Here is a 17355-nt window from a genome sequence, read left to right as displayed (position 1 = left end):
CCATCGGGGAGAGGGTGAACGTATTACTTCGCACGCCGGGCAATAATCTCATCCGCCACATTGCGCGGTGCTTCCGCAAAATGGTGGAACTCCATCGTATAGGTCGCGCGGCCTTGCGACATCGAGCGCAGCGTGGTGGCGTATCCAAACATCTCTGCCAGCGGCACGTCAGCGCGGATAATCTGGCTGCCGTACTGCTCTTCCATGCCCTGCACCATGCCACGACGGGATGAGAGATCGCCCATGATATTACCGGCGTACTCTTCCGGCGTTTCCACCTCGACATGCATCACCGGCTCAAGGATCACCGGATCCGCTCTGCGAGCGCCCTCTTTAAACCCGAGGATCGCCGCCATGCGGAACGCCATTTCCGAGGAGTCGACGTCGTGATACGACCCAAAGGTCAGGGTCGCTTTTACATCGACAACCGGATACCCCGCCAGCACGCCGCTGTTCATGGCTTCGCGCAGCCCTTTTTCCACAGAGGGAATATACTCACGCGGCACCACGCCACCCTTCGTGGCATCTTCAAACTTGAAGCCACTGCCAGGCTCTAACGGCTCAAGGCTCAGCACCACATGCCCGTATTGCCCTTTACCGCCGGACTGCCGGACAAATTTGCCTTCGATATCTTTCACCGCTTTGCGCAGCGTCTCGCGGTAGGTCACCTGCGGACGGCCGATGTTCGCCTCGACGCCAAACTCACGCTTCATGCGATCGACTATAATCTCAAGATGTAACTCACCCATACCGGAGATAATCGTCTGGCCGGACTCTTCATCGGTATGCAGACGGAAAGACGGATCTTCCGCCGCCAGGCGTTGCAGGGCAATGCCCATTTTCTCCTGATCGCCCTTGGTTTTTGGCTCGATGGCAAGGGAGATCACCGGGTCCGGGAACTCCATTCGCTCAAGCGTGATGACCGCATTCGGATCGGTGAGCGTGTCCCCGGTGGTCACATCCTTCAGACCGACACAGGCCGCAATATCACCGGCGCGCAGCTCGTCCACCTCGTGACGATCGTTGGCATGCATCAGCACGATGCGTCCGATACGCTCTTTCTTGCCCTTCACCGGGTTATACACCGCGTCGCCTTTTCTCAACACGCCAGAGTAAACGCGAATAAAGGTCAACTGCCCGACGTACGGATCGCTCATCAGTTTGAACGCCAGCGCAGAAAACGGCTCTTCATCACTTGGATGACGCTCCGCATGCTGCCCTTTTTCGTCCACACCGTCGATGGCCGGTACATCCAGCGGGGATGGCATCAGCTCAATCACCGCATCGAGCATGCGCTGTACCCCTTTGTTTTTAAAGGCGCTGCCGCACAGCATCGGCTGGATTTCACCGGAGATGGTCCGAATACGCAGCCCTTTGATGATCTCAGCCTCGTCAAGGTCGCCCGTCTCCAGATATTTATCCATCAGCGCGTCGCTGGCTTCTGCTGCCGCAGAGACCATTTTTTCCCGCCACTCCTGCGCGGTGCTCAGCAATTCGTCCGGCACCGGCGCATAGTTAAACACCATGCCCTGCGTGGCATCATCCCACACAATGGTACGCATCTTGATGAGATCCACCACGCCGGTGAAATGCTCTTCCGCCCCCACAGGGATCACAATGGGCACCGGATTCGCCTTCAGGCGTTCCTGCATCATCCGCACGACGCGGAAGAAATCGGCACCCGGACGGTCCATTTTGTTGACGAACGCCAGGCGCGGCACATGATACTTATTCGCCTGACGCCAGACGGTCTCTGACTGCGGCTGCACGCCACCCACGGAGTCGTACACCATGACGGCACCGTCCAGCACGCGCATGGAGCGTTCCACCTCAATGGTGAAATCCACGTGCCCCGGGGTGTCGATGATATTGATCCGGTGCGGTTCAAACCCTCTGTCCATACCCGGCCAGAAGCAGCTGACGGCCGCGGAAGTAATGGTGATCCCGCGCTCTTGCTCCTGCGCCATCCAGTCGGTTGTTGCCGCGCCATCGTGTACTTCACCCAGCTTGTGGCTCATCCCGGTGTAAAACAGGATGCGTTCGGTGGTTGTCGTTTTACCGGCATCGATATGCGCGGAAATACCGATGTTGCGATAACGTTCGAGAGGGATGGGTCGGGGCATAATATTTCCTTAAGTCTGTAAGACTGAGTTGTGACGACCAGGATGGTCGCCTGTGTGTTCGTTTGCTATAATAGTCCTATTGTACGAGTATTATCGAACTATTTTTTCACGGTTGACCTATTGTTGATATAGCTCAATCTGAACGTTGACGCAGGAAAACGATGATCCCAAACCACCCTGAACCTGAACAAATACTGCTGGAAAATGTGCTGTTTGCCCTCGGCAACCCGCTCCGGCTGTCGATTATCCGCAGACTGGCCGATGGCAGCGAACTCAGCTGTAACGCGCTGCGCCCGGACGATGTGGTGAAATCGACAATGACCCACCACTGGCGCGTGCTGCGCGACAGCGGCGTTATCTGGCAACGCCCGCAGGGGCGGGAGAATATGATTTCATTGCGAAGAGACGATCTGGATGCCCGTTTTCCAGGGCTGATGGCAATTTTGCTGCGGGCTGAGTAGCCCTGCGGTTACATTAATATCCGTGGCAACGCTACGCTTTTTCCAGGCGATAGACCGGGATCTGCCGGCTGGTCTTCGTCAGGGTATCAAAGACCTCGGTCTCGGAGGTGACAATACTCATCCCTGTTTTGCGTAACCTTTGCACATCGGCCGCAATGCGCTGAATGCCAAACCAGAACAGCCCGTCAAGTGCCGTTACTGGCAGCCCGTTCTCCAGCGCTAACTTAAGGCGTTCGCGGGGGGCTTTGACCTGCTGGGCTATTTGCCGGTAAGGCACTTCGCTCCCACCCTCGCTATCAGTTCGCTGGATACGCGTCTTCAGGTGATAACTAAATTCGTCAGGGATCCCGTCCAGATTCATTTTAAGGCTATACACGCAGCCGAACCGCTTGCCATTGAACAGCACATTTTTCTGACTGAGTTGAAGTTCATTCCTGATGCCGTCAATCAACTGCGGGGCACGGGTGAGGAGTAGCCTGAAGGGCAGCTCGAAGCTGGTGACGTAATCCACATTAAGCAACGCCAGACGCAGCCGCTCCTCTGCACCAGACTGTTGCTCACGACACTCTTCCATCACCTCTGCCCACTGACGCGTCAAACGCTCCGGCTCGGCAGCCTCGGTAAAGAGATATTTTTCAATCTGATAATCAACTCTTCCGGTCATCGTGTGGTATCCCGTCGCTGTGGATGCGGTAATTCTATCCAGCACGGTGATATTTATAAAGGACTGAACCGCAACGGCGTGATGAAAATGTCGTTGCGATTCAGTCTCCTGACATTTCCGATCAGTGCGCCATCAACCAGCCCATCAGAATCGTGGCGAAAATCACTGTCGATGCGCCGCCAATACGGGTCGCAATCTGGGCAAACGGCATCAGCGACATGCGGTTCGACGCAGACAGAATCGCCACGTCCCCTGTCCCGCCCAGCCCGCTATGACAGCAGGTGACAATGGCCGCTTCCACCGGATACATATTCAGGCGCGACGCAATAAAATAGCCGCTCAGCGCCATTGCCATCACGATCGAACCACACACCACCACGTATCCCACGGAGAAGACCGCCACGACGCTCTCCAGCGGCACGTACAGCATGCCAAGGCCAATCATCAACGGCCAGACCAGCGCAGCGGAGACAAATTTATAGCAGCTGTGCGCCCCCTGCTCCATGGAGGCCGGGATCACCCTGAAGTATTTACACAGCACGGCGATGAGGATCATCAGCACCGGGCCGGGAATATGCACCAGCTTCTCAAACAGTCCGCCAACGATGAAAAACGCACACACCATCAGCAGCCCGCCACCCATCAGCTGGAAATCGGTTTGCTGTACGCTCTGGGCGCTGGCAAACAGGCTATTGTCATCTTTGCTGCGGGTTAACATGCCATTTCCCGACAGCGCAGGACGTTTTGTTCCGAGGCGTGCCAGCGTACCCGCACAGATAATCGCGAAGATATTCCCCACTACGGCGGCGGGTGCAAGCTGCGCCACATAGACGTCAGGTGTCTGGCCCAGTATGGCCGAATAGGCCAGCGACAGCGGTAAAATACCTTCTCCAATCCCGCCGCCGATAATCGGCACGATGATGAAAAAGAAGGTGTGGTACGGCGTATAGCCAAACAGCGAGCCGACAATTAACCCGCTCAGCACAGCCATCAGGGTGCCTACCACCAGTGGAACGAACATGCGGATCATCCCCTGGATCAGCAGCACGCGGTTCATCCCCAAAATGCTCCCCACTACCAGACAGGCGATGACGAAATAGAGCAAATTGGCCTCTTTCATCAACAGGTGAACCGTATCCAGGGTGTGTTTCTCGAATACGCCAAAGTAGACCAGCACCGAAGGCAGCATCAGGCACAATATTGCCGGGCCACCAATATCTTTCAGCACCGGGATCTGTCGGCCAATTTTGGCAAAGGCAAAACCGAGCGTCATGATCACCGCGAGTCCACCGATCATGTTTTTCGGCAGCAGCCCCGCCCACGCGGAGGTGGCCACAATGACCGCGATCCCGACAAACAGCATCAACGGGACCGCGCCGACTTCCGCATTGCTCAACCCAAAAGCAACACGTGAAGCGACTGGAGATGTGGTTACAGAATTATCTTTCATATAATCACCGGATTAGTAGGTTCGGATATAAATAAACATGAAAAAAATCGTAATTAGCCTGTATTTAATAAAGCTCTAATATTTAATAATATTCAAACAGCCATTTATAAAAATGGTTCATCGAGAAATTAGCATGGCGATTTCGCCGGAAATGTGAACAGCACGAGAATTTCTTTTTAAATAACTTAATTCATCTTTTCGTAACTAAAGTTTTTAATCGCCACATCGGTGTTTTGAAATTAATTAAACCAGAAAGACTGTGACCGTTATCACTACGCCTATGATTCTTAACCGCTAGATTAGCGCGAAACGACAGACATAAATAAACCTGCGCCTGCAACTGAACCTTATCCGATTATTGAAATTCAGGAGTCATTCATGCCTCGCAAAGAAGTACTGTATACCCCTTATAGCGGCGCTGTGTTACTGGAAAACCCGTTATTAAATAAAGGACTCGCATTTATTAAAGAAGAACGCGATAACTTTAATCTGCACGGTTTGTTGCCACACAACGTTGAAAGTATCGAGGAGCAAACCGAACGCGCCTGGGTACAATTCTGTCATTTTAAAAGCGATATTTCCCGCCACGTTTATCTGCGAAATATACAGGATACTAATGAGACTCTGTTTTACAACCTGCTGCGTTCGCACCTGAAAGAGACGTTACCCATTATCTATACTCCAACGGTAGGTGAAGCCTGCGAACACTTCTCGACAATTTATCGCCGCGCGCGGGGGCTCTTTATTTCATGGCCCAATCGTCATCGTATTGATGAGATGCTGCAGAGTTTCTCACGCAATGATATTCGCGTCATCGTTGTGACCGACGGGGAGCGCATTCTGGGACTCGGCGATCAGGGGATCGGCGGGATGGGAATACCCATTGGAAAACTCTCGTTATATACCGCCTGCGGTGGGATCCACCCGGCGTCTACCCTGCCGATTATGCTGGATGTCGGTACCAATAATCAGCAGCATCTGGACGATCCGATGTATATGGGCTGGCGTCATCCACGCATTAGCGATGATCAGTATGCGGAATTTATGGACATGTTTATCAGTACCGTGAAGCAGCGCTGGCCCAATGTATTGCTGCAGTTTGAGGATTTCGCGCAGAAAAACGCGACCAGACTTCTGCAGCGCTACCGCGACCAGCTGTGCTGTTTCAACGACGATATCCAGGGTACCGCCGCCGTGACCGCGGGCACGCTGATTGCTGCCGCCCATGCTGCCGGGACCCGTGTTCGCGATCAGCGCGTGGTCTTCCTGGGGAGCGGATCCGCCGGTTGCGGCATCGCCGAAAAAATCGTGGCGCTGATGGTGGATGACGGTCTGACCGAAGCCGAAGCCCGCAGTCGGGTCTTTATGGTCGATCGCTTTGGCCTGCTGACTGACGATATGACCAACCTCCTCGACTTCCAGAAAAACCTGCTCACGGCGCGCGAGGCGATCCGCGACTGGCAGGTTGAGTCGAACAATATTTCGCTGCTGGACGTGGTTAAAAACGCGCATCCGACGGTCATGATTGGGGTCTCAGGCCAGCCGGGCCTCTTCAGCGAAGAGATTGTAAAAGAGATGCATCGCCACTGCCCGCGTCCGGTGATTATGCCGCTTTCTAACCCCACATCACGTGCGGAGGCGCAACCGCAGGATCTCATTGCCTGGACACAGGGCGCCGCACTCGTCGCCACCGGCAGCCCGTTTGCTCCGGTGTTCTGGCAGGACGAACAGTACGATATTGCCCAGTGTAATAATGCCTATGTATTCCCCGGGCTGGGGCTGGGTATTCTGGCCTGCCATGCACGCCGGGTCACCGAGGAGATGCTGATGGCGGCAAGCCGCAGCCTGGCCGCACAGTCGCCGCTGGTGATGACTGAAAAAGGTGGGTTATTGCCGCCGGTGGATCATATAGAAACGGTGTCACGCCATATCGCGTTTGCCGTCGCCAGAGCGGCCATTGAGCAAGGTGTTGCGCCAGCCATGGAGGATGAGATGTTGCTGGCGCGGATTGAAGAGACCTGGTGGCAAGCGGATTATGCGCCGTACCGCCGGGCCGCGCTGTAGCCGTCAGCCTGCCCTCACGTTACGGTGAGGGCAGACTTTAGTGCTGAATGCCTGACTGTTCAGGCATGTCGCCTGTAGATACGGTTCTGTTGGAAATGACCACGCTTTTTTTGCGCGCATATCTGTCCGGCTGGCCTTCAGGACGGGTTTTGAAGCGTCGGTGCAACCACATATACTGCTCCGGCGCCATCAGCACCGCGCGCTCAATCGCCCTGTTCATCTGTGTGGCTACCGACGCTTTATCACCGCCCTGCAGCGTTTCGCCGATATCGCCAAGAATAATCAGTTCATAACCGCTGCCGTCTGCCTTTCTGCGTGGAACGAACGGGATCACCGCCGGTCTGGCGCTCTTCACCAGCATGTAACTTCCGGCAGTTGTCGCGGCGTCAGGAACCGCAAAGAACGGCACAAACACGCTGTTGGTTTTGCCGTAGTCGTGATCCGGGGCGTACCACAGAATATCATTCTGCTTCAGGGCGCGGATCATCCCCTTCAGGTCATAGCGATCCAGCATGGTTTTATTTGAGCGCAGACGGCCGCGCGTCTGCAGCCAGTCCAGCAGCGCATTATTGTTAGGGCGATAAACCCCGACACCCGGGTTGAGCATGCCAAATATTCTGGCACCCAGTTCCAGGGTAAGAAAATGCATACCGATAAGCACTACGCCATTTCCACGCGCCCGCGCCTCTTCCATATGCTCATACCCACTGACGCTAAAGCATTTGCGTACCCGCCAGTCTGGCCAGAACCAGGCCATCCCGGTTTCGATAACGCCCATACCAACCGATTCAAAATTACGCTGCAGTAAATGTTCGCGTTCAGCCTTTTTCATATCGGGAAAACAGAGCTCAAGGTTGCGGCGAGCGATGTCTACACGACGCGGTAGCAAACGCATGGCCAGACGCCCAAGGCCGTGTCCGATTCTCAATAAAAGGGGATACGGGAGCTGCACAATGCACCAGAGCGCTGCAATGCCTGTCCAGCTGAGCCAGTAACGAGGATGAAAAAAGGCGAGTGAAAACTGAGGTAATTTTGTCATCAGAAAATTATCCTGTACTTAATTTAACGCAACTGCTGTGCTTACCAGATGATTTCGTGAAAGTTTTAGGGAAGCAAAGTGTAACGGAAGTGTCACAGGATCGTATTGTCGATTTTTGCGAAAGGTCGCGAGAGGCGTAAATGCCGGGTAAGCAAAGCGGCTTCCCGGCTAAAATCTTACATTGAATAACCCGGCTTTTTAATCAGCGTATCCATCTGCGGGCCAATTTCGGTATCCCAGACCTGCGCTTTCCAGTCCTCAGGATTAACCTGGCTCAACGCGATCGATACTGAACTGTCTTTGCTGTTGAAATGACGAATTATCACCTCAGCAATATCCGCCGCCAGTGCGTTTTTTTGTTCGTCGTTCATATCCCGGGGAAAACTTTTGATATCTACATGTGGCATGTGCAGGCTTCCTGTTATGAATAAGGGTTCCACGTTATCAGATAATCGTATTTGCCTTTAACACCTTGTGCAGTTCAGGCAGCCCGCACACGATATCTGCAATGGCCGTCAATTTTGGCGTATTGGTTGCGAACCATTCGTGCCGTGGACCCCAGCTACGCGCCACCGCAATATAGACGTCAAGCAGCGTAAGTCGCTCACCCAGCGCAAACGGGGCAGCTTTGAGTTGGCTTTCGAACCATAAATAGAGGGATTTGCGGTATTCGATGCAGTTTTTCTGCAGCTGTTCCGGCGCATCCGGTACCCAGCGTTCGGGATAGTCTGCGTAAGTAAACGTCGGATAGACGTTCGCCACGAACCAGATCAGCAGACGCTGAAACTGCTGACGTTCTGCCTGCCCGACGGGCGGCGCCAGATCGGGACACCTGTCGAGCACCATCAGGCCGATGGCGGCCGTTTCGGTCATGATCGCGCCATTTTCCAGCGCCAGTGTAGGCACCTGACACAGCGGGTTAAGCTTTTGCAACAGTTCACGCTGAGGACCGGGCTGGTCAAACCCGTCCACGTTAATAAACTGGTAAGGAATGTCTGCCAGGGTCAGCATCACTTCACTGATTGCCGAGCCCCAGCCGGGTACGCCATAGAGTTTGATCATGTTGCCCTCTCAGGAGTGAAAATCCTAAGTGTAGAGCACAATTAATACGTGATCCCAGGCGGGTTAACCTCCGATTGTGCCACCGCTTCGCCCTGCTCCCCCCAGCGTGCCAGCACCTTCTGATACTCCCCGCGCGCGATCGCACCATCCAGTGCGGCCTGCAGGGCGTAGACCAGTTGATTGCCTTTTTTGGTGGTGGTGGCGACATACGCTTTTTTCGGGCCCAGCCCGACAACGCGCGTTTTGCCGGTCAGCGCGGCTTTATACGCCGCGACCGACTGCGGCCCGAAGAACACATCCGCCCGGCCGGACTGAATATAGAGATTGCCCGAGGCATCGTCCGTCAGGTACACCGGCAGCGCGGGTTCACGTCCGGCCTTTTTGTTCTCCTCGTTCCAGCCCAACAGGATGCGCTCCTGATTGGTGCCAGAGCCAACAATGACCTTTTTACCCGCAAGATCTTCAGGGCCCTTAATCGACTGCACCTGACTGGTGGATTTCACCGTAAACGCCAGCGAATCGACGCGATAGGTCGCAAAATCAAACTTCTCTTTGCGCTGTTCGGTCACCGCAATGTTTACCAGCGCTACGTCATAGCGCCCGGAGGTGATCCCCAGCGGCCAGTCTTCCCAGGCCGTAGGAACGAGCTTCAGTTTTAGCCCCAGGCTGCCCGCCAGCAGCCGGGCGATATCCGGGTCGCTGCCGATACGCGTCCGATTATCGCTGGCCAGCAGCGCCAGCGGCGGTGAATTAAGCGCGGAAATGGCCACCGTGAGCGTTCCCGGCTCAACAAATTTGTAATGAGCGGGGATCCTCGCCACCGCCTGCGGATCCACCGTCACCGGCAGCGGCTGCTCGTTGGCCTTTAAATCAATGCTGGCATGACTGGCGGCGGTAAAAGCCAGCCCCGCTAAAAGTCCATATTTCATCGGAACTCCTTACAGGACTCGGGAAAGGAACTGACGCGTTCGCGGGTGCGATGGCCGGTTCAGCACCTCGTCGCTGCTGCCTTGCTCCACAATTTTACCGTCGACCATAAACACCACCTGATCCGCCACTTCTCTGGCGAAGCCGATCTCATGGGTGACCACCACCAGCGTGGTGCCGGAACGGGCGAGTTTCTTGATGACATCCAGCACCTCGCCCACCAGCTCCGGGTCAAGCGCCGAGGTGGGTTCATCAAACAGCATGACCCGCGGACGCAGCGCCAGCGCGCGGGCAATGGCGATACGCTGCTGCTGCCCGCCGGAGAGATGGCGCGACCAGGCATCTGCTTTATCACGCAGCCCCACCACATCCAGCAGGCTGTATGCCCGCTCAACGGCCTCTTTTTTGCTCAGTTTTTTATGGGCGATGGGCGCTTCAATCAGGTTTTCCAGCACCGTGAGATGCGGGAAGAGGTTAAAGTTCTGGAACACATAACCGACATTGACGCGCTGTTTAAGGATCTCTTTCTCTTTTAACTCGTAGAGTTTGTCACCCCGACGGCGGTAGCCGATGTAATCCCCGTCAATCTGAATAAACCCTTCGTCAACGCGCTCCAGGTGGTTGATTGTGCGCAACAGGGTCGATTTACCAGAGCCGGACGGTCCGAGGATCACCGTGACGGAACCCGGTGGGATCTCAAGCGACACGTTATCGAGCGCTTTATGGCGACCAAAGAATTTACTGACGCCGGTAATGGAAATATGTCCTTCATGAGAGGCTTGCATGGACGGGCTCCTGTGCGGGCGTGGTGGTGACGGAACGGGAACGGGTACGGCTGAGGGTACGGTTCTGATTCACCGCCGAGCGACGTTCGCTGCGGGCCAGTCCCCGCTCAACACCATACTGGATAGCGGACAATACGGTGGTAATCACCAGGTACCAGGCGGCCCCCACCATCAGCAGCGGGATCACCTCCTGCGTGCGGTTGTAAATCATCTGGATGGTGTAGAACAGTTCCGGCATTGCCAGCACGTAGACCATCGCCGTGCCCTTCGCGAGACTGATGATTTCGTTAAACCCGGACGGCAGAATGGTGCGCAGCGCCTGCGGCAGAATGATCCGCACCGTACGACGCCAGGCCGGTAGCCCCAGCGCAGCGGCCGCTTCATACTGACCATGATCCACGCCGAGGAAGCCCCCGCGGATAATCTCCGCGGTATAGGCGCTCTGTACCAGCGTCAGCCCGACAACGGCAGTGGAAAATTGCCCCAGCACGTTGATGGTTTCAAAGCTGCCCCAGGTTATGCCGGTGAACGGCACCCCAAGGGAGAGCGTGTCGTAGAGATAGGAAAAGTTATAGAGGATGATCAGCACCACAATCAGCGGCAGCGAACGAAACAGCCAGATATAGCCCCAGGCCAGGCTGCTCAGCAGCCAGGATGAGGAGAGTCTCGCCAGCGCCAGCATACCGCCGAAAACCACGCTCAGCGCGGTGCCGATCAGTGTCAGCAGTAATGTCTGGCCAACGCCTTCAAGGATCACCGGGTCGAAGAACCAGCGGGCAAACACAGACCACTCCCAGCGCGGGTTAAAGGCGACGGACTGGATAACGACCGCCAGGACAAACAGCGCCACCACGGCACCGACGGCCCGCAGCGGATAACGCGCAGGGACCACTTTAATGGTTTCAACGTTGCTCATCATCGTTCCTCATGCGGTTTTACTTAACGCTTCGCGAACCAGCGTTTTGGTGAAACGCAGCCGGCCATCAAACGGGGGCTGGCTGTACTCTTCCGGATCGCGATGCAGATCGAACTGCGGCTGGTACCCCTGGCTGAGATAAAGTCGTACCGCTTCCGGCTGACGGAAACCGGTAGTGAGGTAGATCTGGCTGTAGCCGGCCAGCACCGCCCTGCGCTCCAGCTCCCGCACCACGCGCCCCGCAAGCCCCTGCTGACGCAGGGTTTTGTCCGTCCAGATGCGTTTGATTTCCGCGGTGCGTTCGTCGAAGGGTTTGTACGCACCGGTGGCGATAATTTTCCCGTCGCGCTCAAGGACGATAAACAGCCCCTGTGGCGCCAGATACCACTCGGTGAGCTCCACCTCAGCATCTTTCGAAAAATAGTCACCGTAGCGGGCAGCGTATTCACCGAACAGCCCATTGATGATGGGCTGAAGATCGGCATCTTCCGGCGAAACGTCACGAAATTGTTCGCTCATAGCGCCTCCTTAGTCACCCAGACCGGCAGGGTTCACTTCCGACAGCGGGATGCGTTCCACCCCTTCCCCCCAGCGGTTCAGCACTTTGTCGTAATCGCCGTTTTTGATCACGCCGTTCAGTGCGATCTGCACCGGTTCCACCAGCCCGCTGCCTTTTTTCAGCGTTACCGCGATATGCGCCGCCTTCGGCCAGCCGCCGTCTACGCTACCGACCAGTCTGGTTTTACCCGTCAGCGCGGCTTTCCACGCGCCAATCACGTTCGGACCAAAATACGCATCCGCACGCCCGGACTGGAGCGCCAGCGTTTGTGCCGCGTCATCTTTGGTGTAGATCGGGGTAAACGGTTTTAATCCCTTCTTCAGGTTTTCGGCGTTCCATGCCAGCAGGATGGCCTCCTGGTTAGTGCCAGAGCCCACGATAATCCGCAGCCCGGCAATGTCCTCCGCCTTCTGCAGCGATGTGATTGGGCTGGTTGATTTCACATAGAAACCGAGCGAATCCTTACGGTAGGTGGCGAAATCAAACTTCTCTTTGCGCGCTTTGGTCACGGTGATGTTGCTGATCGCCGCATCGTATTTCCCGGACGCCACCCCCAGCGGCCAGTCCTCCCAGGAGGTTGGCACCACGTTCAGCTCCAGTCCGAGGCTGTCGGCTACCAGACGGGCGACGTCAACTTCGCTTCCCAGTAGCGTTTTGTTGTCATCCGAGAAAACCGTCAGTGGCGGTTGATTGAGACCTGCCACCGCAACGGTAAATTTCCCCGGCACGGCAAAGCGATAATCTTTCGGCAACTGCGCGATAGCCTCGCTGTTTTTGGCGGTGTTGATCGGCGTTTTGTTGGCCTCAATGCTCACGCCGGTGCCGTTAATGTTCACATTCTCTGCCCAGGCGGCAGGGGTAAAGGCCAGCGCGAGCGCCAGAATAAGCGATGTTTTCTGCATAGCGGTGTTCTCTTTATTGTTGTGTGAACTGATTTTTGGGTTCGTCCAGGCCCAGGCTGTCGCGCAGTGTGGTTCCGGGGTAGTCAGTGCGAAACAGGCCGCGGGCCTGTAGCACCGGCACCACCTGGTCAACAAAGCGCGGGAAGGTATCTGGCGTCCCGCCCTGAATGATGAAGCCGTCGGCTGCATCGCCGTCGAACCATGCCTGCAGGCCGTCCGCCACCTGCTCCGGCGTGCCGGAAAAACGGGGGCGTGGCGAGGCCGCTTCCAGCGCAACCTGACGCAGCGTCAGCCGACGTTCACGGGCATTGCGCTTTATCTCATCCGTGGTACTGCGGAAGCTGTTTTTCCCCAGATCGCCGAGGTCCGGGAACGGCTCGTCGAGCGGATACTGGCTGAAATCGTGATGTTCGAAATAACGTCCGAGATAATTGAGCGCATCCTTAACCGACACCAGCGCCGCGGTGGTCTGGTACTGGTTTTCCACATCTTCGGCATCTTTTCCGACAATCACGCTCACGCCCTGGAAGATGTGCAAATCAGAAGCACGACGACCGTTATTTTTCAGCTGGAGCTTCACGTCGCGGTAGAACGCTTGTGCTTCTTCAAAGGTTTCATGGTGGGTGAAGATCGCATCGGCATGCTTCGCAGCCAGCTTTTTACCGTCGTCCGATGCGCCCGCCTGGAACACAATCGGACGCCCCTGCGGCGTGCGACCAATATTGAGCGGCCCGGCGACCTGGAAGAAATCACCGTGATGATCCAGGGTATGCAGTTTGGCGGGGTCAAAGAACTGACCACTCTCTTTGTTGCGCACAAAGGCATCGCCTTCCCACGAGTCCCACAGCCCTTTCACCACGTCGAGATACTCATCCGCAATGCGGTAGCGCAGCGCGTGCTCCGGGTGTTTTTCACGCGAGAAGTTCCTGGCCGACCCTTCCAGCGGAGAGGTCACGACGTTCCAGCCCGCACGGCCGTTGCTCAGGTGATCCAGGCTGGCAAACTGGCGCGCCACGGTAAAGGGTTCGCTGTAGGAGGTGGATAACGTGCCCACCAGACCCAGCCGCGAGGTAATGCTCGCCAGTGCAGAGAGCACCGTTAACGGCTCAAAACGGTTTAAAAAATGCGGGATCGATTTCTCATTAATGTAGAGGCCGTCGGCGACGAATAAAAAGTCGAGCTTGCCCTCCTCGGCTTTTAACGCCGTCGCTTTGACGAAATCAAAATTAATACTGGCATCGGCGACCGCCGCAGGATGGCGCCAGGCGGACATATTCCCGGATGCACCATGCAAAATGGTCCCCAGCCGCAATTGTCGGGTTGCAGACATATTCACCTCTTCTGAATTAAACGTGTTGCAGGGCTTTTTCCGCAAGCTGTGCAAAATAACGGGCAGCCGGCTCAATTAATGCTTCGTCCGGATTAAAGGCCGGGTGATGTAAACCATACGGGCTATTGCTGCCAATGCTGACAAACGCGCCGGGGATCTGCTGGAGATAGACCGCAAAATCCTCTCCGCCCATATGCAATTCAGCATGCTGGGTTTCATACCCCGCTTCCCGGGCGACCGAGGTGGCAAATTCCGCCCAGCGCTCGTCATTGACCAGCGCAGTCGGCCCGGCATACCAGGTGATATCAATCTGGGCACTGAAGGCGCTGGCGAATCCGGCAGCGATTTCACCGACGCGCGCTTTGACGTTCTGCTGAACTTCCACGCGATGTGTGCGCAGCGTCCCTTCCAGCTCAACGCTTTCCGGCAGGACGTTCCAGGTATTACCGCCCGCAATGCGCGTTACGCTCAGCACGACGGAGTCCAGCGTATTCACGTTGCGACTGGCGACGCTCTGCAGCGCGGTAATGAGCTGGCTTGCCAGCACAATCGCGTCGTTGCCTTCATGTGGCCGTGCGGCATGGGCCCCTTTGCCAGTAATGCGGATCACAAACCGATCGACGTTGGCATAGAACGGCCCGCCGCGGGTGGCAAACTCACCCACCGGCAACCCCGGCTCGTTGTGCATGCCGAAGATGGCGCTGACGTCACGTAACGCCCCGGCCCGCACCATGCTCTTCGCACCGCCAAAGTTCTCTTCGGCAGGCTGGAACAGGATCCGCACGCGACCGTTAAGCGACGCTTCACGCTCTTTCAGTTTTAATGCCGCCCCGAGGATCACGCTGGTGTGGATGTCATGACCGCAGGCGTGCATCACCCCCGCACGCTGTGAGCTAAACGCCACCCCGCTGCGCTCTTCGATCGGCAAGGCATCGATGTCCGCCCGCAGGGCAATCAGTTTGGTGCCGGTGCCAATTTCCGCGACCAGTCCGGTCGGCAGATCATAAGGCAGTGGTCTGATGCCGGCATTCGTCAGCCACTGGTGCAGACGGGCGGTTGTTTCCACTTCCTGGCCCGACAGCTCCGGGTTCTGGTGCAACTCACGGCGCCAGGCAATCAGTTGTTCGCCAAAACGCATACGGTGACCTCCTTGTTAAGTCGCGCCTGCGCCAGCAGACGCAGGGACTGCACGCGCGTGGCCCCCTCCGCAACCGGTGTGTCGATAATGAATTCGTCAATACCCCACTGGTGATGCAGAGCGTCCAGTTGTGCCAGTACCGACTCTGCGGTCCCGGCCACCAGCGACTGCGCGCGACGCGCAATACGTAGCGGCTCGCTGCCTGCCTGACGCGCTAACGCATAGGCTTGCTCTTCACTGGCCACCGTAACGCGCTGGCCGTTTGCCAGCTCCACGCCCCAGACTTCAACCTTTTGTGCCAGCGATTCCGCCTGAGCCTGAGAGTCCGCCACAATCACCTGCACCGCCACAATCACCTCCCGGACGCTGTGTTCACGCCAGGTGGTGATGACCTCACGCAGCAGGTCCGGATCGCCATTCAGGTGAGCGGCAAAGACAAAATGCCAGTTGAGTTTTGCGGCCAGCAGAGCACTTTCGACGCTGGCTCCCAGCAGGAATCCCTGTGCCGGGACCGGCGGCAGCGGCGTCGCGCGCACCGCCTCATCGACCGACTGATTTTCAGGGCGGATCCAGCTATCAAGCTGCGCCAGCTGTTCGGCAAAACTGCCCTTTTCCTGCTGATTCAGACCGAGTTGCAATGCGCGGGTGGAGAGCGGCAGACCGCCGGGTGCTTTTCCGACGCCCAGATCGACGCGCCCCGGAGCCAGGGCAGCCAGGAGATTGAAGTTTTCCGCGACTTTATAGGGGCTGTAGTGTTGCAGCATGACGCCGCCCGATCCCACGCGGATACGCGTTGTCTGCCCGAGGATCCAGGCAATCAACAACTCCGGCGAGGGGCTGGCCAGCTGCGGGGTGTTGTGGTGTTCGGCAATCCAGAAGCGGTGATAACCGAGATTTTCCGCCTGTTGCGCCAGCGCCAGGGTTCGCGCCAGCGCATCGGCGGCTGTTTCGTTTTCAGCGACGGGGCTTTTATCCAGAATGCTGATTCGCCAGGACATGTTGCGTTCTCGTTTGACTTAACATGTCGTCATTATTAAAGGCGTATTTCACCACTGAGAAACAATTAATTTACATTTGGTTTGCCAGAAATCAGATATATAAAACCACACTAAGAATAAGACTTTAGCGTAGAAATCAGCGTTTCCGCCTGACTGCGGCGGATAATACGGATAAAGCGTATATGCGCGTAGTCCGGATTTTGCAGATCGGCTTCGTAACGCCTGCGGTTGTTGCGCCAGGTTTTAATCGTCCAGATGATAATGGACTCTCTGCTGAAGAACGCGCGCCGGAAACTCTCTTTATTGCCCGTTCCAGGCCAGAGTTCGTGTTGATGCCAGGCCCGTTTGATTGCTCTGGTGACGGCCTGCCAGAGGGTGCGGGCAAACCCGCAATCTACCCACACCACAATGTCAACATTGCGCCATTTAACAGGTCGCGTGCGGTTATAGTTACCATCCAGCACCCAGTTCTGAGAAACGCTTAATGCATGCTCCAGTTTTTCCAGAAACGCATCATCTTCTGTGCCCTGCCAGTTCGGGCGCCAGTAAAGCCTGTCCATTTCAATATAAGGAATAGCCAGTTCATCAGCGATCCGTCTTGCCAGCGTGGTTTTTCCACTTCCGCTGGTGCCGATTACATTAATTCTCACCCTTAGCCTCGTTTTAGCTGCATAAAAACCAAACCGATCATAGCGTTTACCCTCCGCTTGTTCCACTGAGCAACTATTAAGCATATCTGATGATTAAAACAGCATGTCACTGACGGTTTTGTCTAAAAACTCACCACGATTCAGCGCGTTGTGATCCTCGTCTGCTCTGACCACACGATTTCCTTCGACGTGCATCACTTTCGGCACGGTTATATTTTGCGTCGCTTATCAATTGCAGGTAGGATGCCTCGCCATGTTTCGCCTTATCCATACGCAGAATGACTGGG

The 17355-nt window shown here is 56.1% G+C and carries 15 protein-coding genes and 1 pseudogene; 2 read left to right on the top strand and 14 right to left on the bottom strand.

Features of this window, described 5'->3' with window-relative positions; translation table 11 throughout:
* Positions 1 to 23: 23 nt before the first annotated feature.
* Positions 24 to 2123 carry an elongation factor G gene (fusA, locus tag NQ842_RS12135; RefSeq protein ID WP_040022647.1) on the bottom strand — a complete coding sequence of 700 codons (2100 nt, stop codon included), beginning with the start codon at positions 2121 to 2123 and terminating at the stop codon, positions 24 to 26.
* Between the two features lie 161 nt (positions 2124 to 2284).
* On the opposite strand from fusA, the gene NQ842_RS12130 reads away from it, so the two are divergent.
* Positions 2285 to 2584, top strand: a complete 300-nt coding sequence (locus tag NQ842_RS12130; RefSeq protein ID WP_013096507.1) for a helix-turn-helix transcriptional regulator — start codon at positions 2285 to 2287, stop codon at positions 2582 to 2584.
* Between the two features lie 31 nt (positions 2585 to 2615).
* Here NQ842_RS12130 and NQ842_RS12125 read toward each other — a convergent pair whose 3' ends face one another.
* Together NQ842_RS12125 and NQ842_RS12120 are read right to left on the bottom strand one after the other, a co-directional pair.
* Positions 2616 to 3248 carry a helix-turn-helix domain-containing protein gene (locus NQ842_RS12125; protein ID WP_257255867.1) on the bottom strand — a complete coding sequence of 211 codons (633 nt, stop codon included), beginning with the start codon at positions 3246 to 3248 and terminating at the stop codon, positions 2616 to 2618.
* Positions 3249 to 3369: 121 nt separating this feature from the next.
* On the bottom strand, positions 3370 to 4698 hold the full coding sequence (locus NQ842_RS12120; RefSeq protein WP_043951634.1) for a 2-hydroxycarboxylate transporter family protein: 1329 nt from the start codon (positions 4696 to 4698) through the stop codon (positions 3370 to 3372).
* A 378-nt stretch (positions 4699 to 5076) separates the two neighbouring features.
* On the opposite strand from NQ842_RS12120, the gene NQ842_RS12115 reads away from it, so the two are divergent.
* The gene (locus NQ842_RS12115; RefSeq protein WP_257255866.1) at positions 5077 to 6762 is read left to right on the top strand and encodes an NAD-dependent malic enzyme; all 1686 of its coding nucleotides are present in this window, start codon (positions 5077 to 5079) and stop codon (positions 6760 to 6762) included.
* A 37-nt stretch (positions 6763 to 6799) separates the two neighbouring features.
* Here NQ842_RS12115 and NQ842_RS12110 read toward each other — a convergent pair whose 3' ends face one another.
* The 11 genes and pseudogenes from NQ842_RS12110 to NQ842_RS12060 all read right to left on the bottom strand — a co-directional run bounded on the left by NQ842_RS12110 (position 6800) and on the right by NQ842_RS12060 (position 17068).
* Positions 6800 to 7801, bottom strand: coding sequence for a Kdo(2)-lipid IV(A) acyltransferase (locus NQ842_RS12110; protein ID WP_257255865.1), 1002 nt, complete (start codon positions 7799 to 7801; stop codon positions 6800 to 6802).
* 176 nt (positions 7802 to 7977) lie between these two features.
* Positions 7978 to 8208 carry a tautomerase PptA gene (gene pptA, locus NQ842_RS12105; RefSeq protein WP_014832055.1) on the bottom strand — a complete coding sequence of 77 codons (231 nt, stop codon included), beginning with the start codon at positions 8206 to 8208 and terminating at the stop codon, positions 7978 to 7980.
* Positions 8209 to 8245: 37 nt separating this feature from the next.
* Entirely contained in the window at positions 8246 to 8863 is a 618-nt protein-coding gene (locus tag NQ842_RS12100; protein ID WP_257255864.1) for a glutathione S-transferase family protein, read from the bottom strand.
* Between the two features lie 41 nt (positions 8864 to 8904).
* A complete protein-coding gene (locus NQ842_RS12095; protein WP_063426998.1) occupies positions 8905 to 9792 on the bottom strand; it encodes an ABC transporter substrate-binding protein in 888 nt (295 codons plus the stop codon).
* Positions 9793 to 9801: 9 nt separating this feature from the next.
* Complete coding sequence (locus NQ842_RS12090; protein ID WP_014832058.1) at positions 9802 to 10575, bottom strand: amino acid ABC transporter ATP-binding protein; 774 nt, start codon at positions 10573 to 10575, stop codon at positions 9802 to 9804.
* Positions 10559 to 11491, bottom strand: coding sequence for an amino acid ABC transporter permease (locus tag NQ842_RS12085; RefSeq protein ID WP_014832059.1), 933 nt, complete (start codon positions 11489 to 11491; stop codon positions 10559 to 10561). Before NQ842_RS12085 ends, NQ842_RS12090 begins: the two co-directional genes overlap by 17 nt.
* A gap of 9 nt (positions 11492 to 11500) precedes the next feature.
* Positions 11501 to 12010, bottom strand: coding sequence for a GNAT family N-acetyltransferase (locus tag NQ842_RS12080; RefSeq protein ID WP_046889587.1), 510 nt, complete (start codon positions 12008 to 12010; stop codon positions 11501 to 11503).
* A gap of 9 nt (positions 12011 to 12019) precedes the next feature.
* A pseudogene (locus NQ842_RS12075) lies at positions 12020 to 14282 on the bottom strand (NtaA/DmoA family FMN-dependent monooxygenase).
* A gap of 16 nt (positions 14283 to 14298) precedes the next feature.
* Positions 14299 to 15420, bottom strand: coding sequence for an amidohydrolase (locus NQ842_RS12070; protein WP_047361750.1), 1122 nt, complete (start codon positions 15418 to 15420; stop codon positions 14299 to 14301).
* Positions 15399 to 16418 (bottom strand): MsnO8 family LLM class oxidoreductase, encoded by a 1020-nt coding sequence (locus NQ842_RS12065; protein WP_257255863.1) that lies wholly within the window; start codon positions 16416 to 16418, stop codon positions 15399 to 15401. Before NQ842_RS12065 ends, NQ842_RS12070 begins: the two co-directional genes overlap by 22 nt.
* A 110-nt stretch (positions 16419 to 16528) precedes the next feature.
* Positions 16529 to 17068, bottom strand: a complete 540-nt coding sequence (locus NQ842_RS12060; RefSeq protein WP_257255862.1) for an AAA family ATPase — start codon at positions 17066 to 17068, stop codon at positions 16529 to 16531.
* Between the last annotated feature and the right edge of the window lie 287 nt (positions 17069 to 17355).

The sequence above is a fragment of the Enterobacter cloacae complex sp. R_G8 genome (assembly GCF_024599795.1).
In the GTDB taxonomy this organism is placed as follows: Bacteria; Pseudomonadota; Gammaproteobacteria; order Enterobacterales; family Enterobacteriaceae; genus Enterobacter; species Enterobacter dissolvens.
The sequence above is the reverse complement of the archived record's forward strand: the minus strand, read 5'-3'. Positions and strand labels throughout refer to the sequence as shown.